This window comes from Exiguobacterium sp. s95 (genome assembly GCF_018618655.1).
GTDB classification, from domain to species: domain Bacteria; phylum Bacillota; class Bacilli; order Exiguobacteriales; family Exiguobacteriaceae; genus Exiguobacterium_A; species Exiguobacterium_A oxidotolerans.
In genome coordinates this window covers 39,584-62,552 of the sequence record NZ_JACSMM010000010.1, presented here as the reverse complement: position 1 = coordinate 62,552, position 22,969 = coordinate 39,584, and the positions used below count along the sequence as shown (strand labels likewise).

Here is a 22,969-nt window from a genome sequence, read left to right as displayed (position 1 = left end):
CATGACAAAGGGAGGCAAGGGCCTCCTTCGTCAAAATACTTATTTTTGGAAGCGACGTTCGAGTTCCGCAATACGTGAATCGATGTCGTCTTCTGGTGTTTGTTCTGCGACATCCGGTTCTGCTACCGTAAACGGATGTTCTTCTTGTTTAATAGTAGCATTTGGTTCGCGTTCTAGCACCTGGTTCATCTTTGATTTTAAATTAGAAACGTTTTCCCGCATCATCCACTCATAGCGTTTATTTTGCAAGTCTTCGAGTTTAAGTTTCAACTCGAGTGCTTCCCGTTCAAGTTGCGTCAATTCCCGTTTCGTTTCAACAATCAACTCTTCGAAGAAACGGAACTGTTCACCGTAATGTTTGGATTCGATAGCGGCGCGTTCTGCAAGTTCCTGCTCTTCAGCTTGTTTAGCAATTTCGACTTGGGCAAACCGCTTATCAGCTAGTTCTTTTGCTTCATCTTGTTTTTGTGTGAGTTCGCTTAGGAGTGACCGTTGACGTTCGAGTAGCCGGTCGATTTCTTTTAAATCAGATTCGGTAATCCGGATATGACGGACTAATTTTTTAGCCGGGACTTCACCTTGCTCGGCTGCCTTTTTGACTTCCGTCATCATTTGGTTAGCAAAATCATTGAGTTGGTCGAATACGTTCTTCATTGTGAATTCCTCCTTGAGTATAAGTAGCGATTAAAAGCGTTTTTGATCGAGGTCTTTCCAATCTGCCTCAAAATGAGACGCGTTTGACCGACGACGGCGAGAAAATAAATCGTTTGGGTTCACACGTTCCATCTTCATCCGCATGTAACCGATGTAGAGGGCAAGTGCTGCCGCGATACCGAATACCGCCCAAATGTTTGAAAGGGCTAAGCCGATTCCGACTGCTGCGAGTAAACCAAAACCGATTTTTGCGATGACTTTTGTTGAACGGATAAACTTACTGATGGCGTAAAATGCAAGCAGTCCACCGAGCCCGAGTCCAATCATATGTGGGAGTGTCCCGATGACGACTGCGAGAAGAGCGATACCAGCAAGTATCATCAAAGCCTGTTTGCCTTTTGATTGCTTCATGATGAAGCCTCCTTTTACTTGATACCTTTATGATAAGGGATGGTGAAAAAAACGACGACGCCCCTCGGACCGTATTCGTCTCGGCCTTGAGGCGGAGTAGTAAGGTCTGACTTTATCGCCCAACGGTTTTTGAAGTGGCTACATATGATAAAATACAAAGGAAGTTACTGGAGAGGAGTGAGGTTTATGAATGTGCAAATCAACGTAAATCAAACACGTACTGGAGAACAGGGAGGGGTTTCCCTCCCTTAAATTAGAGGAGGAAACCATTTGAACGAATGGGGTAAACCACCTGCACATGAGGCAGGAGAACATGAAAATTTAGGACGGATCACTGCAGTCTTTCAAAAACAGTATCGTGTCATGACGGCTGCTGGCGAGACGCTTAGTGAATTATCTGGAAAGATGCGCTTTGAGGCATTGACGAAAGCAGATCTTCCCGCAGTAGGGGATTGGATCATCCAGACAGAGCGAGAAGCGGGATTAGGACGGATTGAGCAAGTTCTTCCGCGGACCTCACAATTCTCAAGAAAAGCAGCGGGTACGGAAGTCGAAGAACAAATCATTTGTGCGAATGTTGACGTAGCTTTGCTCGTCATGGCATTCGGTCACGATTTTAATGTCCGGCGGCTGGAACGTTATTTAACGGTCGCCTGGGAAGCTGGCGTCAAGCCGATCATTGTTTTGACGAAACGAAGTCTGATGGAATCCGTCGAGTCCGAGTTGGCTGAGATTGAAGGAATTGCCTTCGGGACACCTTATGTTGCGATTGATTCGTTGACCGGTGACGGGTTGGAAAGTCTTCGAGATGTTCTCGAACCACGTGAGACGATTGTCCTCGTCGGTTCATCCGGTGTCGGGAAATCGACACTCGTTAATGTGTTAGCAGAGGAACAGTTGATGGAAACAGGTGGCGTGCGAGAAGACGATCAACGCGGACGGCATACGACGACGCACCGTGAACTCAAACGATTAGCGAACGGTCTGTTGCTCGTCGACACACCGGGTATGCGTGAACTGGGACTATGGGACGGAAGTGACGGTCTGACTTCGACTTTTTCTGATGTCGAGTCGCTCGCTGAAAACTGTCGTTTCCGGGATTGCCAACATGGCAATGAACCCGGGTGTCGAGTCCGCCAAGTATTGGAAGATGGAAGTCTTCCGCACGAACGCTGGGAAAGTTATCTGAAGCTGCAACGGGAAATTGCCTATGCTGAACGGAAGCAAAGTGTAGCGCTACAAGCTGCCGAAAAAGAAAAGTGGAAGAAGATTCAGAAAAACGCGCAGGCACATACAAAATTAAAGTATCAAAAAAGATAAGTAAACGAAACGCCGATGTTCCCCTTCTTTACAGGGAATCATCAGCGTTTTTTTCGTTCGCGGTAATTAGATACGCATGTGGGAGGCGCATGGAAAAGTACCGTATTTCTTTTTAAGTTAGCATGCTTTTATCATCGTGCTAAAAATCAGTTCGTGATGTGACTTCCGTCAATTACACATCAAAGTCGATTTCACCGGTCAGTTCATTCAAACGCCGTAAGTCAGCCCGGATTCCATCCGAATCAGAAGCACGTTGTTCCCGTAAAGCCTTTGTTCCGACAGGATGGACTGTGAAGTCACCGGTCAAGGAAATCGTTCGGTTTGATAAACGATCGGTAAAATAACGGTCATGGGAAACAAACAGCAACTCACCGGGAAAAACTTCGAGTGCCGCTTCGATTTGTTCCCGTGTCGCAAGATCAAGATAATTCGTCGGTTCGTCGAGGATGAGTAAATGCGCGCCGGAAAAATAGAGACGTAAAAAGGCGATCCTGCATTTCTCGCCCATACTCGCTTCAGCGATTGGTTTATAGACGGTCTCCCGCCGAAATAAAAAGCACGCGAGTAGTGTCCGGGCATCTGTTTCCGAAATCTCGCTCGTCTCAAGCAAGGCATCAAGTAGTGTGCCGGTATTCGGTAAGGTGGATAGAACTTGAGAAAAGTAACCGACTTTTAAAGTCGGGTGCCGTTTGATGATACCGGCAGATGGCACCAATTCTCCAAGTAAAAGACGTAATAACGTCGTTTTCCCAGAACCGTTTCGACCAATCAACGCGATTCGATCGCCACGCTGGATGGAGAACGACACATCCTGAAAGAGCCGGCGATGCGGATAGTCGAATGAGAGAGCATCGACTGAAACGAGACGTTTCGCTAAAAAATGTTCTCCTTCGAATCTGACATGGACGTGGGACGGCGTTTCCGGTTTTTTGACCCGGTGTTCCAGTAGGCGTTCGAGCTGATTTTCTTTTGCTTTGACTTTTGTCGCATGTTTTGCAGCCTTTTTTTTCGCGTACGGATCTCGTTCACTTGCACTAGCCGTCGCTTTTTGATGCCAATTTTGATATTGACCAATCATCCGGGTGAGTTCTTTTCGTGTTCGTTCTTGCTTCTCATATTGATGCCACTGTGCAGTCCGTTCTTGTTCCTTTAACGTACGGTAAATCTCATAGTTTCCTTCGTAACGTGCCGCTCCTGCTTCAGTCAATTCAATGACGGCGTCAGCCGTCGCATCGATAAAGGCACGCTCATGTGAAACATAGAGCATCGTCGTCTTCGTTTGACGCGTCCACACGACGAGCCACTCGAGTGTGTCTTCATCTAAATGGTTGGTCGGTTCATCAAGCAGGATGAAGTCCGGTTTCTTCAACAGTAGACATGCAAGTTGAATCCGGGTCTGTTCGCCGCCGCTCAGTGTGTTCAAAGGCTGAAACCAAAGAGATTGCTCGAGTTGAACTTCTTTCAGGACACGTCTCGCATCGGCTTCGAGCGTGAAGGCATCTGCGTCAACGGCAGCCTGGTAGTCGGCCACGGCTTCAGTGGTTAAGGCACGTTCACGTAAGTCGTAACGGGTTACATCCGCCTGTTCGACGATTTGAATTGCTACACTTGTCGAGGGTTCGATTTGTTGGGCTAAGAGCCCGATCCGGTCATACGTGCGATGGATTGTTCCGGTCGTCGGGATGATTTCTTTTAGGATGGCGCGCAAGAGCGTCGTTTTTCCAACGCCGTTCGGTCCGACCAAGGCGACGTGTTCGCCGTCGCGGATGGAGAACGTGACATCGTGGAAAAGACACTGCCCGGCAAAATCGATTTGTAAATCATGGATGGATAATACTTCAGTTGGCATAAGCTCAGCTCCCTTTGTTTCATTTCGGTTGAGATGAAATGAAAACACACCATCCTGAGCGTACGGATGGTGTGCGGGAGTGCAATTCAAAGAAGGTATCCACCTGAAATAGGGATATACCGAAATTGAGCAGACTCGTAGCGTCAGTCATCCGCAAGCGATTGCGAAAGTGATGAGTTCATTCATCATTAGACGTTAGCGAGTGATTGCTTCATTTCGGTATTGTACCTCCGTTTCATAGACTATGTGTTCAGTCTATCAAGTCACATCAATCATGACAAGTACGAGTTGAGTAAATCTTGCGCGGCAAACGTTTCCTCCGCGGTAGGCGGTAAGACATCTTTTAGCGCATATTCGAGCCCGAGTGCCTCCCATTTATAGACACCTAATTGGTGGTAGGGGAGGACTTCAACCCGTTCGACATTTCCGAGTGTTCGAATGAATTCACCTGTTTGGCGTAAAAACGTTTCCGTCATCGTCACGCCGGGGACAAGGACATGGCGAATCCAGACGGGAATGTTTCGTTCTGCGAGCAATTTTGCGAAGGTTAGTGTATTGACGTTACTTCGCCCGGTCAAAATCCGGCACGTCGCATCATCGATGTGCTTGATATCGAGTAAGACGAGATCTGTATATTCCAGGATTTGATCCAGGTTTTTCGGGACGACCGAACCTGCTGTATCGATGACGGTATGCAAGCCGTTTCGTTTTGCTTCACGCAGCGAGGCTTCTAAAAACTCGGGTTGAGCCAACGGTTCGCCACCGGAGAAGGTCACCCCTCCACCCGTTGCGTCAAAGAAGGAACGATAGCTGTTCGCTTCTTTGATGATTTCTTTAGGTGTTACTTTTCGGCCACAACCGAATTCCCAGGTGTCCGCATTGTGGCAATATTGGCAGCGTAGTGGGCAGCCTTGCGTAAAGACGATGAAACGAATACCGGGACCATCGACAGTCCCACAAGATTCGACAGAGTGAACCGTCCCGTAAGTCATAGTGATCAAGTCCTTTCAGAAAAGTTAAAGTGCACCGTGGAATGTACGGTTGATGACATCGATTTGTTGTTCGCGTGTCAACTTAATGAAGTTGACGGCATAACCCGATACACGAATCGTCAACTGTGGATAAAGTTCAGGATGCTCCATTGCATCGAGTAAAGTGGCGCGATCGAACACGTTGACGTTTAAGTGATGACCACGGGTAGTCGTACCGCCCATATAGCCGTCAAGTAGACCGACTGTATTGTTGATACGTGTTGTTTCATCTTTTCCGAGTGCTTTCGGAACGATTGAGAACGTGTAGGAAATACCATCTAAGGCATGCTCATAAGGTAATTTGCCGACAGAAGTCAACGCAGCGACTGCACCACGTGTGTCACGTCCGTGCATTGGATTTGCTCCCGGTGCGAACGGTTCGCCAGCGCGACGACCATCGGGTGTATTCCCGGTTTTTTTACCGTACACGACGTTTGACGTGATCGTCAGAACAGATTGGGTTGGTAAAGCATCACGATACGTTGGATGTTTCCGGATTTTTTCCATAAAGAGTTCGACGAGATCGACGGCCATTTGATCGACACGATCATCGTTATTTCCGAATTTCGGGAAATCGCCTTCGATTTTAAAGTCGACTGTAATGCCATCCGTATCTCGGATTGGTGTGACTTTAGCATAACGAATCGCTGACAGACTATCGGCGACAACGGATAATCCGGCAATCCCACAAGCCATCGTCCGTAAAATTTCAGGATCGTGGAGTGCCATTTCAATGCGCTCATAACTATATTTATCATGCATGAAGTGAATGACATTCAGTGTATTGACATAGAGCTCAGCTAACCAATCCAATTGTTTATCATAGGCGGCCATGACGGTTTCATAATCGAGCACGTCATCTAAAATCAAGTCGGAAGGAGGGGCGACTTGAATTTTGAGTTTTTCGTCGACGCCACCGTTCAACGTGTAGAGTAAGGCTTTTGCTAAGTTCGCCCGGGCGCCGAAGAATTGCATTTGTTTACCGATTTTCATTGCTGAGACACAACAAGCAATCCCGTAATCATCACCATAAATCGGAAGCATCAAGTCATCATTTTCATATTGGATCGAACTAGACAGGATGGACATCTTCGCACAAAATTCTTTGAAACCACGTGGAAGTTTTGGTGACCATAAAACGGTTAAGTTCGGTTCAGGTGCCGGACCGAGGTTGACGAGTGTCTGCAAGAAGCGGAACGAACTTTTTGTGACGTTCGAGCGACCGTCTTCACTCATGCCGCCGATTGATTCTGTTACCCACGTCGGGTCACCGGAAAAGAGTTCGTTGTAATCGGGTGTCCGAAGAAACTTGACGATGCGAAGTTTCATCACAAAGTGGTCGACAAGTTCTTGCGCGCTCTCTTCTGTCAACCGACCCGTTTGCAAGTCACGTTCGATATAAATATCAAGGAAGGTCGAAACGCGACCGAGCGACATCGCTGCTCCGTTTTGTTCTTTGATTGCTGCGAGATAAGCAAGATAGACCCACTGGAATGCTTCTTGGGCCGTTTCAGCTGGTCGTGATAAGTCACATGTGTAACGTTTACCGAGTTCTGTCAGTTCATGAAGGGCGCGGAGTTGTTCGTTCATCTCCTCGCGATCACGAATCATCGCTTCTGATAAAAATCCACCGTGTGCTTTCAAATCCGCTTTTCTTGCAGCAATGAGGTGAGCTGTTCCATAAAGGGCGACGCGACGGTAATCACCGATGATCCGTCCGCGACCGTACGCATCAGGAAGTCCAGTGATGATACCGGCTTTACGGGCAGCACGCATTTCGGGCGTATACGCATCGAAAACCCCTTGATTATGCGTTTTACGGTACTCGCTAAAAATCTGTGTAACAGTGTCATCTGATTTAAAACCATACGCTTCTAAGGCATCATTGACCATTCGGATACCACCGTTCGGATGAATCGAACGTTTGAATGGTTCATCGGTCTGTAGACCAACGATTTTTTCGAGTTCAGGATTGAGGTAACCTGGACCGTGCGAAAGAATTGAAGATGGAGTTGCAGCATCAACGGCATAGACACCACCACGAATTCGTTCTTCTTCTGTTAACTGCATGATTTGTTGCCATAACGTGTTGGTTGCATCGGTCGGACCGGCGAGGAACTGATCGTCTCCTGTGTATTCTGAGCGATTGCGCCGGATGAAATCAGCGACATCAATCTTTTCCATCCATTCTCCACCTTCGAATCGTTGCCATGCTTGTGTTTTTTCAAGTAACATCATCAACACTCCTTCATTAGTAAGGTCAGCGGTTCTTAATACATCTCTTATGTGAATAGTGTAACAAACAATTCGGGATAGAGGTTTTACGTATATGTGAATCTTTTAACAAATGTAAAAGTGTTGCTATGACTTACTTCACAGTAAATTGTATCAGTCAGTGTCCCGTGTTCAAAAAACAGAAAACGACTGCTGTGAAAGGATTTTTCTGTAGCTGTATCATTAATTTGTAGTGGAATGGATAGAGACAGAAGCTAGTGTGATAAAAGTCACGCGGCGCTACCTTGTATTTTTAGGACGTATCGTTGACAATGAAAAAGGGAATATAGAACGTGGAGGTGGAGTGAATGGAGTTTTCGCCATTAAAAGAGCAAGCAGACTATCGAACAGGGGACTGGGTTTCCCTAAAAGTATCAACTGAAGGAACAGAACGGATCGGGATGATCACCGAGTTTGAAGACGACGGGTTTTGGCTCCGGTTTGAAGACGATTTTGATTTCGAGGACTTTATCGGTTACGACCAGAAGTACCTCGCACGATTAGTTCGACGCCCAATCGATGTCAGAGCAACTTATCCTGTACTTGCTGGTTTCGAAACACTTGCTGTTGAGCTGCAAGATCGAATGGCGCAAGGTTTCGAAGTGTTAAGTGCAGATCAACAAAATGAGACAGAAATCGTTTTTCATATTCGGTTAATCGATTCTGGAAATGAATATACACAGACGTTACGCGGTATTAAAACTGAAACCGATGATCGTTTCGAATATGTAACAGAATGATAGACAAGAGAGTAGGAGAAGATACGTTATGAATTTTACTAAACCTTTTATTAATGAAGCGTGGGAACGAGCACGCTTTGAACAAATGATGCCCGTCCAAGAACAAGCCATTCCTCTAATCCGTGAGGGTAAAGATGTCTTAGTCGAAGCGCCGACAGGAACTGGGAAAACGCTCGCTTATGTCATTCCAGCCCTCGAGCGCATCGATCCGAATGAACCACACGTTCAAGTCGCGATTACGGCACCGACACGAGAACTGGTCATGCAAATTCATCAAGTCATCCAATTATTTGCCCAAGGAAGCGGGATTAAGTCAGGTGCGTTCATCGGTGGCGTTGAATTAAAACGTCAATATGAGCGTCTCAAGAAAAAACCACAAATTATTGTTGGGACACCAGGACGCTTAGTTGAGTTGATTGATTCAAAAAAGTTGAAGATGCATAAAGTAAAATTGATTGTTTTAGATGAGGCTGATCAAATCTACGAAAGTGGAATGAGTGCATCAGCGACGCGCATCGCGAACAGTGCGCTTCGTGACCGCCAGTTAGCACTCGTTTCAGCAACATTGCCTGAACGGACAGCAGCATGGGGACGGACACTTTCGAATGATCCAGAAGTCATCCGAGTTGAACGGACGGAGACGACGCAAGTCAAGTTCGGTTACATCGAAACATCTCGTCGTCTGAAACCGGAAATGTTACGTCGTTTGTCTAATATGCAACAGGTCAAAGTGTTGACGTTCATAAACAACCGTTCTTTCCTCGGTCCGTTAAACGGTGAATTAAGCAAGTTTTCGCTGAAATACCGGATTTTAGATGCCGAAAAAGGGAAAAGAGAACGGATGGAGACGTTACGTTCATATAAACGGGGAGAGTTTCCGTTACTCGTCACGACAGGGCTTGCTGCACGCGGTCTGGACATTGATGCCGTCACGCATGTCGTGCATTATGATTTACCGGAATCCCTTGATGATTTTGTCCACCGCTCAGGTCGAACAGGACGTGGGAACGCGTCGGGTATGGTCCTTGCGCTCGTCACGGATCATGATCTGAAACACCTGAAAGCATTAGCGAAACAAATGGGTGTGGAAATTGAACCGATGGAGATTTATGGCGGGGAAGTGATTCCAAAACGTGAAGTCACGGAACCGGAAGCGCTTAAAAGTCCGGCGAAACCACACCGGAAAGGACCAACACGATGAAAAGTGAGCGAAAGATTATCCCGTTTCCGACGACTGTATCCGAAGCAGAGATGAACACAGCGCTCAAAACTTTATATCAAGAAGCAGCCACTGCTCGAAGCACCGATTGGGTCGCATTCATCGAAGAAATCGCGACGGAAGGACGTTGGTATTTAAAAGATGCTGAGTTATTCCGAGACTTGTTCGTCGATTGGGCCATTTTTTATGAGACCGATGAACAAGGGAAAACACCGCATGGTCGTTTTTTAGAACAAGTCAAAGAAGATATGTCTCAAAGTCTGTATCGTGCCTTAAGAGGGCTGGCCGATCCTGTTCCGTCGCTTTTCCTTGTAAAAGAAGACGGCGTCTTCGACATCATGTCGGAACAAACGTATCAGACCGATTTGACAGAGATTGACGTTGCGGTTGGCGATCTGTTAGTCGGCAAACTTCTCTACATTTCAGGCAAATGGCGATTCGCAATCGCCTATATGAAGGTTGCACGGGCACTTGTACCTGAAGTGCGTGTTCTTTTAGCTGATTTTGTCGATGAAGTCGGTGACGACGCACTATTGCGTCAGTATCCTGAATTTTGTGCGGAGTTGATTGACTTATTACTCGATATCGAAGAGGGAAACATTGCACCACGACCTGAAGCATAACAGCAAAAAATAAACGTCCATTCAATCCTAAGTTAGGGTGAATGGGCGTTTGTTCGTTTAAAAATCTTGATGGTACAGCGCAATATCGTTTTTTTTACGGTTTTTGATGCGATACATGGCGAGATCAGCATGTTTCAGCCAACTTTCTAAATCATCGTTTTCGAAAAATGGAGCGACTCCGATGCTGGCCGAGACATGTAACGTTTGCCCTTTATAAACATAAGGGCGACGCAATAATTGTAAGAAATGTTTACAGCGACGTCGGAGTGAAAGTTCATCTTTCGCTGAAGTTAGCAAGGCGAACTCATCACCACCCAGCCGGTAAACTGACTCTTCGCGTTCGAGGTCTAGACTTATTCTACGAGCAACTTCGATTAAGACATAATCACCAGCTTCGTGCCCATACGTATCGTTGACTAATTTAAAACCGTCTAAATCAAGTAACGCCAGATAGTTTACGGACTGGTCAATCGATAAGAATGTCCGTTCGAGCGAACGACGGTTACCGATACCAGTTAAAACATCATGAAACGCGTGGTATTCAATCCGTTGCTGCCGCTCCTTTTGTTCTGTTACGTCGTGTAAGGCTAAGAAATGACCGGCCGATTTTGAAGCGATGTGGATGGGGATTTTTGTTAATTCATATTGGCGGTTAGATTCATCGAGATAACGATTGGAATCAAGCTGTAAGGAAGACTGAAGATGTAAGACTGAGTGAGTGGGTACTTCGATTGACAAGGCAGAAAGCTTAAACGTTGCTTGAGCCGCAAGATTGGCATACGTCGCTGTTTCGTTTTGATCAAAACGGATGATTGGATCAGGATGACTTGAAAACAGTGGCAGGACTTGTTGCTCACTTTCTTTGATTTGCCGGATCCGGTGTTCGATGCGTTCGGCTAACTGTTCGTTTCGCTCGTTTAACTTTTGCACGAGCAACGTATGTTGCCGAGCGATGATGATTTGTCGAATGATTAGTAACAATAAGATGATGAACACATCAAATTTTTTACCTTCGAGTTCGATGACATAATGTAAAAATAGTGGAATTGCGAGCAAAGGCAGCCAAGTTCTCTGAACGACAGGAGACGCTTGTTTACCTTCAGTGATGTGATCAAGGTGCCATAAGATTGCTGCACTTTGAACAAGACGAATCAATACAGGAGAAAAGACTAAATATTGTTCCGTGAAATCTGGAAAGTATACAGCAGATACTTCATACATGCCACGAATGAACAGTGAAAAGAATAATAGAGATAACGTCGTTCGGGAAACCCAGTGTGTTTCTTGAACAAAAAAGAAGTAGAAGAGAACAAACAATCCGAGTGAAGTGTTGAGGACGACGATCATATCGTACGGGAACGTACTAGCTGTCGGGTCGGCCAGTTCGCTTAATGTATGAAAAGCAGCAAGTCCTAAAAAAACGACGATGATTAGAGCATCCACGAATGCAAGCAGATGTTGTGAAAAACTCTTTTGTGAAGCAATCCGGTAAAAAAGTCCGATTAAAAATATATAGTGCGAAATGGAGAAACAAATTAAGCTATAACTGTTCGGAAAAGACAGCGTATTACTGAATAAGTTAATGGTTTCAAAAATCGAAGCAGCTAGCGAGAAGATAAGTGAAATGAAGGCGATGATCCAAAATTTTCGTCTTGGCACGACGAGTGACCGTTCTTTTTTATAGGCGATGAGGATGAAAAGTCCGATTAAAAGAAATGACAAGTACTCTAGAATTTGTTCGACAAGGTGGTTCATGAATGAGCCTTGCGTGTATGAATAGAGAATTAAAATCAAAGAAATGATTAGTAGTGAAGGGAACCATCTGATGAAGTAGGGGGATCGTTGCATATGCGTTTCCTCCTAGTTGCGTTTTAGTTGAGCGGCGAACTGAAAATTATTTTTGTTCGTATTTTTAATGTGATACATGGCTTCGTCTGCACGGATCAAAAGGACATTCGAACTTTTTCCATCACTCGGATAAAGCGAAATACCGATGGACGGTGTGACAGACATCGTTTGATCTTTAATATAAAACGGCTCATTGAGTGATGCGAGCAACTTACTCGCAAATGCAGTCGTCTCATCTTCGTCTCGAACGGTGAATAAAATGAATTCGTCTCCTCCTAAACGGGCGACAAGCTCCTCTCCTTGAATTAGTTGTTGTAGCCGGCCTGCGGTTTCTTGAAGTAATAAATCTCCAGCATCATGCCCGTACGTATCATTGATAGCTTTAAAACCATCTAAATCAACAAACAATAACGATCCATGTCGTATGGTAGGGAGGAGAGTCTGCAATTGTTCTTCAAAAAAGCGCCGATTCGGTAAACGGGTCAAAGCGTCATGATTTCCTAATTTCTCCAACCATTGTTCTTGGCGAACATCTTCTGTGACGTCGGATAAAATGATAAAGACACGTTCTTGATCGGCTATACAAATCGACGTCATCGTGTAGATGAGGTCCTCTTCGTCATGGGGGATATAAAACGTTTTTGATAAGGAAGGGACCCCTTTATTGGCATGTAGCGCCTCCATTACTTGTTTGAAAAGACGGACCTGTTCGTCTTTCAATGACTTCTCCATCCATCCTTCTCGAATGGCTGCAGGATTTCCGGATAGAATGTGACTCGCTTGATTTACTTCAAGTACCATTTGCGGATAGGAGAGGAACAGTGCCTTGAATTCTTGTTCGCGTAACCGAAGTAACTCCGTTTTCTGTGAAACGATGGTTTCCAAATTTTCTTGTAGCGAAGTCGTTTCTCGTAAAAGGCGTACATTTTCGCGATAAGAAAAAAGCTGCCGCGTTAAGAAAAGTAAAAAAGTGGTCGCGATTGTGATGAAGTAGAAGCGTGTCGTGACAGGTGAAAACGTGACATAGGTAATTAACAGTAATAGTAAGATGTATGAAAAAGAAGGACGAAGAATTTGTTCAATCCGAAGTAACAATAATTGTTGTTTAGCGATGATCGGTAAATGCCAAGTTACTAGGAAACTAATGAAAAAATAGCTACTCAGCGGATAGAGCGGTAATAAAAGCATTGCGTAAAAAGTAAAATCGTTCAATAAAAAGCTGTAAAATAAAAAGTTGATCATACCTAATAAAAACGTTCCACCCATTAAAAAACTAAAAGCGAACAACGAGACCGGTTTTTTTAAACCGGAAGCATAGAGTAAAAAAAAGAAAAGAGTCAGGAGAATGGTCAAGAATGAATAGATATCCCAGCTGAGCTGCTCCGCGAACGTTCTTGTGTATTCGGGGATGTATTTAAAAATTGTCAAGTATCCAGCAATCATCGCGACAGTAAAAAGTGTCAATGAATCAAGAATTAAAAGCTTTTGTGAACGGAAATGTTCAATATCCAAAAGACGGAATAAAAAAATGGTAATCGTCAAGAGATGGATTGTATAGGGAAAGTCGAGTAGGACGTTCAAATTGACAGACGTGAGCGAAAAGTAACCACTGACAACTCCACCTAAGTCTCCGATGAAATAAGCACTTACAGCAATGAGGATCCATTTAAGTTCTGGTGAAGGTGTTTTTCTATAAAATAAAATGGCGGCACTCGTAATCAATAAAGACCCGACAAAGCTTGAAAAGACGGCTGTGGGTAAGACGAATGAGTTTGGAATTAAAAGAAGGATGGTATACGAGATAATCAAATAAATGACGATTCCTCCTGTCATTCGTTTGAACGCTTTTGACATGAGAAAACCTCCTGTCTAATGAAAGTAACAGTTTAACTATATAATTCATTACCCTCAATTTGGAAAAAACGTACTTGGAACAGAAGAAAAAAGACCGCATTTTTCCGGAAAGGAAAATATACGGTCAAATAGACAATAAATCAAAAACAAATTATTTTTTATAAGATTCGTACGCCTCTATCTTCTCGGACAAGTAAGACCAATAGTCCATCAGTTGATCGAGTTGGGATTTTCCTTGCTCAATCTTTTGATAGAGTTCATTAACTTGCCCGATATCGCTACCTGCCGAAGCGAGCTGTTGTTCGAGTTGCTCAAGCGCAGCTTCCGCGTTTTCAATCTGTGTCTCAATCGTTGTCCAATCTTGTTGTTCCTGATAAGACAATTTTTTCGGGATGTCGGTTGGAGCAGCTACCACTTCTTTTACCTCAGTCACGATAGCTGCTTCAGGTGTCTCATCCTCACGCTGTTCCAGGTAATCCGTATACTGCCCATAATAAGAGACAATCGTACTATTCTCGAACGCAAGTAACCGATTGACGACACGGTCGAGGAAATAACGATCATGACTGACTGTGATAACCGTCCCGGGGAAGGACTCGAGATAATCTTCAAGAACCGACAGCGTTTCTGTATCTAAATCATTCGTCGGCTCATCGAGGAACAAGACGTTTGGTTCATCCATTAAGATCGTCAACAACTTGAGTCGACGCTTTTCGCCACCGGATAATTTACCAATCGGCTTATACTGTGCTTCCGGTTTGAATAAGAACTGCTCAAGCATCTGACTGGCTGTGATTTCTTGACCATCAAGTGTCGTGATCACCTGGGCGATCCGTTCGACTTCATCGATGACACGACGTTCCGGGTGCGTGAACTCGGCGAACTGTCCATAAAACCCAACTTTGACCGTTTCCCCGTGCACGACTTCCCCTTGAGTCGGTTCAAGTTGTTTCGCTAAAATCGACAACAGTGTCGATTTCCCGCTCCCGTTCCGACCGACGATGCCATAACGTTCTTTTCGACCGAATAACCAGCTAAATGATTCGAACAGTGTTCGTTCACCAAATGTATGACCAAGTTCCGTTGCTTCGATGACTTTTTTACCGAGTCGTGTCGAACCGACTTGTACTTCAAGTGTTGCTTCTTCTTCTTCATAAGAGAGTTCTTGGAGTGCATCGACACGCTGAATCCGTGCCTTTTGTTTTGTCGTCCGTGCCTTTGCACCACGACGTAGCCAAGCGAGTTCACGGCGTAAAATGTTTTGGCGCTTCTCTTCCATTGAAGCAGTCCGTTCGCGGCGCTCAGCCCGCTTTTCAAGGAATGACTCATAGTTTCCGACATAAAAATAGGCCGTCCCGTTCGCGATTTCCATCATGTGATTCGTGACACGATTCAAGAAATAACGGTCGTGGGTAATCAACAGAATCGCTCCACGGTATTCCTTGATCTGTGATTCGAGCCAAGTAATCGTTTCTGCATCGAGTTCATTCGTTGGCTCATCGAGTAGTAATAGATCGGCTTCGTCGAGCAAAGCTTCTGCCAAGCCGACACGCTTCCGTTGGCCGCCCGATAACGAACCGATTTTTGCTTCTAAATCTGTAATGCCAAGTCGCGTTAAAATCATTTTAAGGCGAGACTCCGTATCCCAGGCATTTGCGGCATCAATTTCCGTTTGGGCATCGATGAATCGTTTGAGTAACGTTTCATTTGTCGGATCTTGTTCAAGCGCTAAACGAGCCGTTTCATAATGGCGTAAAGCATTGATTGTCGGTGTGTTTCCGGAGAGGAGCACTTCCATCACTGTTTGATCTTCCGGATAATCTGTCGATTGTGAAAGTAAACGTATCCGGTAATCGTTCGGATGATGCAGTTCACCGAAATCAGCTGTCTCTTTTCCTGCTAAAATATGGAGCAGTGTCGATTTTCCTGTCCCGTTGACACCGATAATTCCAATCCGGTCTCCGGGTGTGACGGAAAATGTCACGTCTTCAAAAACGATTTTATCAGCAAATTCTTTTTTTAATTGATCTACTTTAAGTAGCATGTCAGACTCCTTCTACAATATGCTTGATTTGTTGTTCAACAGTAGCGACGAGTTCTTTTTGGGTCATTGTAGCAGGGTCGATGGATGGAAGGATTGTCACATCGACAGTTGCCGGTCGAATCCGACCAGTCTCTTCCATGACACGATAGCTTCCTGAAATGGCAATCGGAACGACGCGTGCACCACTAGATGTTGCTAGGGTGAAGCTACCTGCTTTGAACTCAGCAATCGGTCCGCCTTTCGAGCGAGTACCTTCCGGGAAGATGATCATCGATTGCCCATCTTTGATTGTCTCGACACCGGCACGAATCGCCTTTAAAGACTGTCGGCGATCTTTTCGGTCAATCATGACACATCCCATTAAATTCATCCAGACATTGACGATTGGAATCTTATTGACTTCGATTTTCGAAATAAAGGCTTTGGGTTTTGCGATATGTCCGAGCAAAATCGGAATGTCAAAATTCCCTTGGTGGTTGGCGATGAAGACGACAGGTTGATCAGACGGAATATGTTCTTCCCCTGTCAGACGGACTTTCACTCCAGCTAAGCGAAGGAGCGAATTCGCCCAAACGTGTGCTACTTTTTGTGTATACGCGTAGCGAGCGGCGTGTGTTCGACGTTTTGCGCCAGGCAAAAATGGTAATGTAAGAGGTAATACTAGCCCAAAATGAATGAACCAGATGATCGTGCGTAACATGATGGCATCAAACTCCTTTTTTACTGTGTATTATTATTGTACAAAAAAAGACCAGGTATCGCACCCGGTCTTCTTCTTTATTCCCAGTAACGAGGTTCAGATTCCTCTTCACTCTCGCCGAGTTCGAATGTCAGGCGTCTCGTCGTCGGATCGATGGAAAACGAGGCATTCGTATTATCGATTTGTTTGATTTCCATCGTCTCTTCATCGAGGATGAGTGTCAAACGTACCTTATCTTCATGATCGACGAGTAAAACACCATCTTCTTTTAGCCATAAGTCGATGACAGGTGAGTAACGAAGTGTCCAGCCGTTGGATAGTGGTATTTCATTCATAATGAATCGGTTCCTCCTAAAAACATGAAGTCAAACTCTTTATTTATCATGCTGTTCTGTCGTTGATAATGCAAGTGATGCGACTGTGTCATTTTGTTCGTAAGACAATTGATAAGAGTGTTCCCGTTTCTTCATACGCTCCAACTGTTTTTTGACGCGGCGGTATTGCATATATTCATGATAACCATGATATGTCGTACGAATTAATTGTCTAAAAGATGAAAGTGAAAGACAAATGGATAGGGTGAAGACGAAAATCCCGACTGAATCGGTATAATATCCCGTGATAAAACTAAGGTATGTACTAATGAGACCCGTAAGCGTCGTAAATAAGTAAAAATACACAGTACTTCCTCCTTCGTGTCACTCTACTAAGTGTGTCTAGTAAAGCAATTCGCTAACGAAGCAGGATTTCCTTTATCGTCCAGTAAAAACTCGGAAACAAATAAAAAAATCTACACGATGAGATGTAGATTTTAAGGTGTATCGATTTGTTGGAGTGCAGGTGTCTTTGGAGACAAATCAGTGCTACTCGACCCTTCAGCGAATACAATTCCAATCGTTGCGAGAAATGCGAAAAAAGCGAATACTAACGTTTTTGTAAAGCGTCTTGCGAAAGAACGCGATTGAATGTCATGAAACATATTTTTTCCCCCATATTTACCAAAACTAAACCTTCTTTTTCCTATTCTTTTATCATATCTGTTTTTTTCAAAAAAATCACTTAAATCAGATTCGTTCACAAAAATGTCACAACTGTTCGCTTCCATTTGATGTCGGAGATAGGTTGAAAAAGAGTATAGTATTGAAGGTGATGAAAAGAACTTACGGTTAGTTGAGTGTTTCAGCTTAACCAAGTTAATGAAAGGAGATGACCATAAATGGCACTACGTGCAGGACAGGTTGTCACATTAAAAGTAGAGCGTGAAGCAGAATTTGGTGTGTTTTTAAGTGATGGTACGGAGGATATCTTACTTCATAAAAATGAACAGACGAAATCGCTCATGCTAGAAGAAGAGGTCGAAGTATTCCTTTATCAAGACAATGAAGGGCGTCTCGCCTCATCGATGACGATTCCGGAAGCGTCATTTGAGGATTACGTCAAAGCACCGATTAACGGAACACGTTACAATACAGGTGTTTTTGCGAACATCGGAATTCAAAAGGATGTTCTCGTCTCGCTGGACGATCTTCCGCAACGCCGGACATTTTGGCCGGAAGAGGGAGACGAACTTTACATTCGTTTGAAACATGACCAAAAATTACGTTTGTTAGGTGACCCGGCTCCTTATGCCTATTTCAATCTCAAGGCGCAACCGGCACCGGAAGAGTGGAATAACATGGACGTTGAAGGACTTGTTTTTGCTCAACGCGACCCGGGTGTCAACGTTTGGGTGAACGATCAATCGATTGGTTTTCTACATGAACAAGAGATGGAACGGTGGCCGCGTCTCGGAGAAGTTATGAAATTACGGGTGACAAATGTGAAGCCAGATGGTACAGTATTACTTTCAGCAAGACCACGTGCTCACGAGGCAATCGACATCGATGCGGATTTAATCCTGAACCACCTACTTGAACATGGCGGTCAGATGGCGTATGGTGATAAGACACCTCCTGAGACGATTGATGAGGTATTCGGCCTAAGTAAGGCTGCCTTCAAACGTGCTCTAGGTCGATTGTTGAAAGATAAAAAAATAGAAAAACATGAAACGGGTATTCGGCTAACGAAGTAAGCTAGCCAACTGCACCTACGTTTCGAATAAATAGTTAGGAATTCATCATTTTGGTGGTTGCGGCTGGTTTTAACCGGCGACCATTTCCAAATAAAACCCCATCACTAGTGGGGGCAAGCGGCGCGATTTAAAGCGTTGAACGGTCCGGGCATCATGCCTTTCCCTCGCCCTTATGGCAACGATTATGATGGTGACTTCCCTAAACATTATTATCAGTAGAAATAGCCTCTATCTTTAAGGACGGGCTTCTGCTATAATAGGTAGTCGATTGTATTCGTTACGGTAGCGTCTGTTTAGTGGCAGACGCTTTTCATATGACAAAGGAGAGTATTTAGCATTGACAACATTTCGTGAATTAAATCTTAGTGAGGCACTTATCAAAGGTGTCCTAAAAATGGGCTTTGAAGAAGCAACTCCAATCCAAGCAGAAACAATTCCAGTCGGTCTTAGCGGCGTTGACTTAATCGGTCAAGCACAAACAGGTACTGGTAAAACAGCAGCATTCGGTATTCCGACGATTGAGCGTCTTGACGCAAAATCGCGCCATATCCAAGCGTTGATTCTTGCACCGACTCGTGAACTTGCGATTCAAGTAGCAGAAGAACTTAACCGCATTGGTGAAATGAAACGCGTTCATGCATTGCCAGTATACGGTGGTCAGCAAATCGATCGTCAGATTCGTGCGCTTCGCAAGAACCCACAAATCGTCGTTGCGACACCTGGTCGCCTAATGGATCACATGAACCGTAAAACATTAAACCTTGACCACGTTCAAACAGTCATCTTGGATGAAGCAGATGAAATGTTGAACATGGGCTTCGTGGAAGATATCGAAAAAATCTTAGGTACACTTCCGCCAACTCGTCAAACACTTTTGTTCTCTGCAACGATGCCACCACAGATTCGTAAAATCGCGGATCGTTTCATGACAACACCAACGCACATCAAAGTAAAAGCAAAAGAAATGACAGTCGAAAACATCGACCAATCATTCATCGAACTAAAAGAAAGCCAAAAATTCGATGTGCTTTGCCGCTTGATTGATACAGATTCTCCAGAACTTTCAATCATCTTTGGTCGTACGAAAAAACGTGTTGACGAAATGACGGAAGGACTTATCCAACGTGGATACACGGCGGACGGTTTACACGGTGACTTAACACAAGCGAAACGTGACCAAGTCATTCGTCGCTTCAAAAAAGGAACAATCGATATCCTTGTTGCGACAGACGTTGCAGCACGTGGACTTGATATTTCTGGTGTTACACACGTTTACAACTTTGATGTACCACAAGATCCAGAGAGCTACGTTCACCGTATCGGTCGTACGGGACGTGCTGGTAAAACGGGATCAGCAATCACGTTTGTTACACCACGTGAATTTGGTCAAATCAAAACAATCGAACGTGTAACAAACAAAAAAATGTCACGTCGTCACGCACCGACACTTGACGAAATCTTGGAAGGCAACTTGAAGCTTGCTGCACAAGAACTCATCAAACGTGTAGAAGCGAAAAACTCACAAGAGTATACAACACTCGCGCAAGAACTTCTTGAAGAGTATGAAGCGGTTGAATTAATCGCAGCAGCGCTTAAAGGATTAACGAAAGAGCCGGATGCAACTCCAGTTCAAATTTCGTCAATCGAACCAATCCGTGTCAAACGTTTTGGTAGCAACGGTGGCGGTGGTAACCGTCGTCCTTACGGCAATAAAGGTGGATCAGGTTCTGGTTCTTCTAACCGTGGTGGCGGATACCGTGGCAGCAACCCGCGTGGTGGGGAGCGCCGTGAAGGCGGTCGTCCTTCTGAAGGAAACCGTAGTTCATCGTCATCAGATCGTCGTGAAGGTGGATACGCTGGTCGTAGCAACCGTAGCGAAAGTGATCGTAACCGTGGCGGACGTAAACCACGTTTTGAAAAGTAAAAAATCCGAACCGATTTGTCACAGACAAGTCGGTTCTTTTTTATGAATTCTCATGATAAAATGAGCAATGAAAGATATAGAGAGGGCTGAATCGTTCGTGTATACCATTTATGCAGCAGCATTCATTTGTCTGATTGGACTGCTCATCGCAACTAAAAAAATTAGCGAGCAGACGACAAAAGGACACTTTCGTTATATCCCTTTAGCGACGTTATTGTTTGGCGGGATTATTTTTCTCGTCTTAGCGATTGGTAAGGGTGGTGCTACAGGCATTCAATACGGTGTTCTGAGCATTATCTATTTAACGGCGACATTTGGTGTCTATTTGTACATTGCGTTAAGAAAAGATACAACGTTATTTTAAAGACGGGGCCTCTCTGATTACAGGGTGGTCTTTTTTTTGATAAGATAGAACAAGAGAATAGGGGGGGAGAAGAATGGATGCATTAGATGTCATTGTTCATCCCGAACAGATTGAGGCGTGGTTCCAACCAATTGTTGGAGCGGCACCTTTTAAAGTGGAAGGGTATGAAATCCAATCTCATTTTCGCGGTGAGCCGCTGAAGCCATTTTTTCAAGAAGATGATGTACCAATTGAATACCAGTTAGAAGTCATGAGTCATGTCATTCGCCATGCTTTTCAAAAAGTCCCGGCCGATGCGCATTCATTTGTCTTAATCCGCTGTCGACCTGATTGGTTATTCGAAAATGGTGGTGAAGATTTTTTGAGTATCTTACGTGACGCACAGATCGACTTTCCGGAAGACCGGTTATATGTCACACTGACCGATGTCCAAGTGGATGACTTTGATCGACTCGGACGAATCGTTGCGTACTATCAAAACTCTGGCTTAAAGGTTGCGCTTGATCGTGCGGAGGCGACGAGCTTAGAACGCGTTTTTGCCATGTCGCCGGACATGCTGATTGTCGACTTATCTTCGATGATTGAGAAAAAAACCGTTTCAGCGAGCTATCCGCACCTGTTACAAACGATGGAACACTTATGTGACCAGCTCGGTGCGCCACTTCTTTACAAAAATATCAGCCATCTTGGTCAACTTCGGTATGCATGGCAACATGGTGGGCGCTATTACATGGGAAATCTACTCGGTGAGACGACACCTGACTGGGTGACGACATGCCCAGGCATGGAAATCTTATTACATGAAGTGCCAATGTTCTATAAATATGACCGGGAACAGATGAATCGTTTGTTCCAGCTCGAACAAGACTGGACGATTCGGTTTAATGAGTACTGCCAGTCGTTAAAAGCAGATGAAGCATTGGATGAATGGTTAATTAGGCTGGCCCAAAAGATGGAACCCGAATTCATTCGCTTTTACATCACAGACGCGAATGGCTTTCAAAAATCATCAAACGTTAGTAAAAAGAGCGGTGGATGGAAAACATATGCGTTTTACAAAGGTTATAACTGGAGTTTTCGACCGTACTTCATTCGGACCACGGTTGCGATGGAACGACGGCATACGGGATACCTCTCTGATCGATACGTCGATTTCAGTTCGAGTGAACAAACGCGAACGTTCAGTATGCCGCTAAATAATGGGATGTTCTTATTTGCTGATATTTCAGCAAGTTATTTATATCAAGAACGGTTAAGTGAATAAGGAGGAAATGAAACATGTTGGACTATGATTATGATGCACTACGTGAGATTGGGCGCATCGTCGCCATTGCGCGCGATGAAATGGCGGATGCTGTCAAACCAGGAATTACAACGAAAGAGCTTGATGATATCGGAGCGCGTATTTTGAAGGAACATGGAGCGGAATCAGCACCGATCGTCATGTATGATTTTCCTGGAGCAACGTGTATCAGTGTCAATGAAGTCGCGGCTCATGGTATTCCTGGTGCATATGTCATTCAAGAAGGCGATATCGTCAACGTCGATGTCTCGGCAGTCAAAGATGGCTACTATTCAGATACAGGTAAAACGGTGATTGCAGGCGAAGCGAAGCGTCCTGAGCACGTCCGACTGGTCGAGGTGTCATTGTCTGCCCTTGAAAAAGGACTTGAGAAAGTCAAAGCAGGTACGAAAGTCAATCAAATCGGTAAAGCAATCTATGCGGAAACACGCAAAAATGGCTTTACGGTCATTCGGAATTTAGCTGGACATGGATTAGGAAAAACGTTGCATGGTGAACCGGAGTCGATTTCGAATTACTTCAACCGAGAAGAAAATGATTTATTGAAAGAAGGACAAGTCATCGCAGTCGAAACGTTTATCTCGACGAGCGACGAATTTTGTATGGAAGATGAAAAGGATGGCTGGACACTGTACACGCCAAATAAAAGTTTGGTTTCACAGTTCGAACATAGCGTCGTTGTCTTGAAGGATGGATACGAAATCTTGACGAAGGCAGACTAAAAAAAGCGTCGTTCCGCA

At 44.7% G+C, this 22,969-nt stretch carries 21 protein-coding genes; 9 read left to right on the top strand and 12 right to left on the bottom strand.

The genetic code is table 11. From position 1 onward, the window contains the following. Positions 1 to 39 precede the first annotated feature (39 nt). Both KNP99_RS13540 and KNP99_RS13535 read right to left on the bottom strand, forming a co-directional pair. Entirely contained in the window at positions 40 to 654 is a 615-nt protein-coding gene (locus KNP99_RS13540) for a hypothetical protein (RefSeq protein WP_214770031.1), read from the bottom strand. 30 nt (positions 655 to 684) lie between these two features. Next, positions 685 to 1,065, bottom strand: a complete 381-nt coding sequence (locus tag KNP99_RS13535) for a lmo0954 family membrane protein (RefSeq protein ID WP_029332726.1) — start codon at positions 1,063 to 1,065, stop codon at positions 685 to 687. Between the two features lie 270 nt (positions 1,066 to 1,335). Between KNP99_RS13535 and rsgA the strand changes: the two genes are divergently transcribed. Further along, positions 1,336 to 2,385 carry a ribosome small subunit-dependent GTPase A gene (rsgA, locus tag KNP99_RS13530; protein WP_214770028.1) on the top strand — a complete coding sequence of 350 codons (1,050 nt, stop codon included), beginning with the start codon at positions 1,336 to 1,338 and terminating at the stop codon, positions 2,383 to 2,385. Between the two features lie 172 nt (positions 2,386 to 2,557). On the opposite strand, the gene abc-f is transcribed toward rsgA, so the two are convergent. From abc-f to pflB, 3 genes are all read right to left on the bottom strand, one after another. Continuing rightward, positions 2,558 to 4,234, bottom strand: coding sequence for a ribosomal protection-like ABC-F family protein (gene abc-f / locus KNP99_RS13525; protein ID WP_214845880.1), 1,677 nt, complete (start codon positions 4,232 to 4,234; stop codon positions 2,558 to 2,560). 272 nt (positions 4,235 to 4,506) lie between these two features. Then, entirely contained in the window at positions 4,507 to 5,226 is a 720-nt protein-coding gene (gene pflA, locus KNP99_RS13520) for a pyruvate formate-lyase-activating protein (RefSeq protein WP_214770022.1), read from the bottom strand. A 24-nt stretch (positions 5,227 to 5,250) separates the two neighbouring features. Next, complete coding sequence (gene pflB, locus KNP99_RS13515) at positions 5,251 to 7,500, bottom strand: formate C-acetyltransferase (RefSeq protein ID WP_285800501.1); 2,250 nt, start codon at positions 7,498 to 7,500, stop codon at positions 5,251 to 5,253. A 347-nt stretch (positions 7,501 to 7,847) separates the two neighbouring features. Between pflB and KNP99_RS13510 the strand changes: the two genes are divergently transcribed. The 3 genes from KNP99_RS13510 to KNP99_RS13500 are packed head-to-tail and all read left to right on the top strand — an operon-like array spanning position 7,848 to position 10,121. Further along, positions 7,848 to 8,279: a hypothetical protein gene (locus tag KNP99_RS13510; RefSeq protein ID WP_088836396.1), complete on the top strand. Its 432-nt coding sequence runs from the start codon at positions 7,848 to 7,850 to the stop codon at positions 8,277 to 8,279. Positions 8,280 to 8,307: 28 nt separating this feature from the next. Next, on the top strand, positions 8,308 to 9,480 hold the full coding sequence (locus KNP99_RS13505) for a DEAD/DEAH box helicase (protein WP_214766648.1): 1,173 nt from the start codon (positions 8,308 to 8,310) through the stop codon (positions 9,478 to 9,480). Next, a complete protein-coding gene (locus KNP99_RS13500; RefSeq protein WP_214766646.1) occupies positions 9,477 to 10,121 on the top strand; it encodes a hypothetical protein in 645 nt (214 codons plus the stop codon). The genes KNP99_RS13505 and KNP99_RS13500 overlap by 4 nt, the downstream gene beginning before the upstream one ends. A 57-nt stretch (positions 10,122 to 10,178) precedes the next feature. On the opposite strand, the gene KNP99_RS13495 is transcribed toward KNP99_RS13500, so the two are convergent. The 7 genes from KNP99_RS13495 to KNP99_RS13465 all read right to left on the bottom strand — a co-directional run bounded on the left by KNP99_RS13495 (position 10,179) and on the right by KNP99_RS13465 (position 17,546). Beyond that, positions 10,179 to 11,969 (bottom strand): GGDEF domain-containing protein, encoded by a 1,791-nt coding sequence (locus tag KNP99_RS13495; protein ID WP_214766644.1) that lies wholly within the window; start codon positions 11,967 to 11,969, stop codon positions 10,179 to 10,181. Between the two features lie 12 nt (positions 11,970 to 11,981). Then, a complete protein-coding gene (locus KNP99_RS13490; protein WP_088836400.1) occupies positions 11,982 to 13,823 on the bottom strand; it encodes a GGDEF domain-containing protein in 1,842 nt (613 codons plus the stop codon). A 151-nt stretch (positions 13,824 to 13,974) separates the two neighbouring features. After that, complete coding sequence (locus KNP99_RS13485) at positions 13,975 to 15,867, bottom strand: ABC-F family ATP-binding cassette domain-containing protein (RefSeq protein WP_215193322.1); 1,893 nt, start codon at positions 15,865 to 15,867, stop codon at positions 13,975 to 13,977. A gap of 1 nt (position 15,868) precedes the next feature. After that, positions 15,869 to 16,567: a lysophospholipid acyltransferase family protein gene (locus KNP99_RS13480; RefSeq protein WP_088836402.1), complete on the bottom strand. Its 699-nt coding sequence runs from the start codon at positions 16,565 to 16,567 to the stop codon at positions 15,869 to 15,871. 77 nt (positions 16,568 to 16,644) lie between these two features. Further along, on the bottom strand, positions 16,645 to 16,902 hold the full coding sequence (locus tag KNP99_RS13475) for a hypothetical protein (protein ID WP_029332738.1): 258 nt from the start codon (positions 16,900 to 16,902) through the stop codon (positions 16,645 to 16,647). Between the two features lie 39 nt (positions 16,903 to 16,941). Then, entirely contained in the window at positions 16,942 to 17,247 is a 306-nt protein-coding gene (locus KNP99_RS13470) for a hypothetical protein (RefSeq protein ID WP_088836403.1), read from the bottom strand. A 131-nt stretch (positions 17,248 to 17,378) separates the two neighbouring features. Next, a complete protein-coding gene (locus KNP99_RS13465; RefSeq protein ID WP_204251421.1) occupies positions 17,379 to 17,546 on the bottom strand; it encodes a hypothetical protein in 168 nt (55 codons plus the stop codon). Between the two features lie 237 nt (positions 17,547 to 17,783). On the opposite strand from KNP99_RS13465, the gene KNP99_RS13460 reads away from it, so the two are divergent. The 5 genes from KNP99_RS13460 (at position 17,784) to map (ending at position 22,951) form a co-directional block, all read left to right on the top strand. Continuing rightward, the gene (locus KNP99_RS13460) at positions 17,784 to 18,638 is read left to right on the top strand and encodes a S1-like domain-containing RNA-binding protein (RefSeq protein WP_029332740.1); all 855 of its coding nucleotides are present in this window, start codon (positions 17,784 to 17,786) and stop codon (positions 18,636 to 18,638) included. 337 nt (positions 18,639 to 18,975) lie between these two features. Continuing rightward, entirely contained in the window at positions 18,976 to 20,562 is a 1,587-nt protein-coding gene (cshA, locus tag KNP99_RS13455) for a degradosome RNA helicase CshA (protein ID WP_088836404.1), read from the top strand. Positions 20,563 to 20,659: 97 nt separating this feature from the next. After that, entirely contained in the window at positions 20,660 to 20,926 is a 267-nt protein-coding gene (locus KNP99_RS13450; protein ID WP_029332742.1) for a hypothetical protein, read from the top strand. Between the two features lie 73 nt (positions 20,927 to 20,999). After that, a complete protein-coding gene (locus KNP99_RS13445) occupies positions 21,000 to 22,190 on the top strand; it encodes an EAL-associated domain-containing protein (RefSeq protein ID WP_214766642.1) in 1,191 nt (396 codons plus the stop codon). Between the two features lie 14 nt (positions 22,191 to 22,204). Then, the gene (gene map, locus KNP99_RS13440; protein WP_088836406.1) at positions 22,205 to 22,951 is read left to right on the top strand and encodes a type I methionyl aminopeptidase; all 747 of its coding nucleotides are present in this window, start codon (positions 22,205 to 22,207) and stop codon (positions 22,949 to 22,951) included. The last annotated feature ends 18 nt before the right edge of the window (positions 22,952 to 22,969 follow it).

What these genes read in the sequence shown, in the direction of transcription:
- KNP99_RS13480 (WP_088836402.1), bottom strand. Translation starts at nt 16,567, where the DNA reads ATGTTACGCACGATCATCTGGTTCATTCATTTTGGGCTAGTATTACCT.
- KNP99_RS13485 (WP_215193322.1), bottom strand. Translation starts at nt 15,867, where the DNA reads ATGCTACTTAAAGTAGATCAATTAAAAAAAGAATTTGCTGATAAAATC.
- KNP99_RS13475 (WP_029332738.1), bottom strand. Translation starts at nt 16,902, where the DNA reads ATGAATGAAATACCACTATCCAACGGCTGGACACTTCGTTACTCACCT.
- KNP99_RS13540 (WP_214770031.1), bottom strand. Translation starts at nt 654, where the DNA reads ATGAAGAACGTATTCGACCAACTCAATGATTTTGCTAACCAAATGATG.
- KNP99_RS13510 (WP_088836396.1), top strand. Translation starts at nt 7,848, where the DNA reads ATGGAGTTTTCGCCATTAAAAGAGCAAGCAGACTATCGAACAGGGGAC.
- KNP99_RS13495 (WP_214766644.1), bottom strand. Translation starts at nt 11,969, where the DNA reads ATGCAACGATCCCCCTACTTCATCAGATGGTTCCCTTCACTACTAATC.
- KNP99_RS13445 (WP_214766642.1), top strand. Translation starts at nt 21,000, where the DNA reads ATGGATGCATTAGATGTCATTGTTCATCCCGAACAGATTGAGGCGTGG.
- KNP99_RS13535 (WP_029332726.1), bottom strand. Translation starts at nt 1,065, where the DNA reads ATGAAGCAATCAAAAGGCAAACAGGCTTTGATGATACTTGCTGGTATC.
- pflA (WP_214770022.1), bottom strand. Translation starts at nt 5,226, where the DNA reads ATGACTTACGGGACGGTTCACTCTGTCGAATCTTGTGGGACTGTCGAT.
- map (WP_088836406.1), top strand. Translation starts at nt 22,205, where the DNA reads ATGTTGGACTATGATTATGATGCACTACGTGAGATTGGGCGCATCGTC.
- KNP99_RS13505 (WP_214766648.1), top strand. Translation starts at nt 8,308, where the DNA reads ATGAATTTTACTAAACCTTTTATTAATGAAGCGTGGGAACGAGCACGC.
- KNP99_RS13490 (WP_088836400.1), bottom strand. Translation starts at nt 13,823, where the DNA reads ATGTCAAAAGCGTTCAAACGAATGACAGGAGGAATCGTCATTTATTTG.
- KNP99_RS13465 (WP_204251421.1), bottom strand. Translation starts at nt 17,546, where the DNA reads ATGTTTCATGACATTCAATCGCGTTCTTTCGCAAGACGCTTTACAAAA.
- pflB (WP_285800501.1), bottom strand. Translation starts at nt 7,500, where the DNA reads ATGTTACTTGAAAAAACACAAGCATGGCAACGATTCGAAGGTGGAGAA.
- abc-f (WP_214845880.1), bottom strand. Translation starts at nt 4,234, where the DNA reads ATGCCAACTGAAGTATTATCCATCCATGATTTACAAATCGATTTTGCC.
- KNP99_RS13500 (WP_214766646.1), top strand. Translation starts at nt 9,477, where the DNA reads ATGAAAAGTGAGCGAAAGATTATCCCGTTTCCGACGACTGTATCCGAA.
- KNP99_RS13460 (WP_029332740.1), top strand. Translation starts at nt 17,784, where the DNA reads ATGGCACTACGTGCAGGACAGGTTGTCACATTAAAAGTAGAGCGTGAA.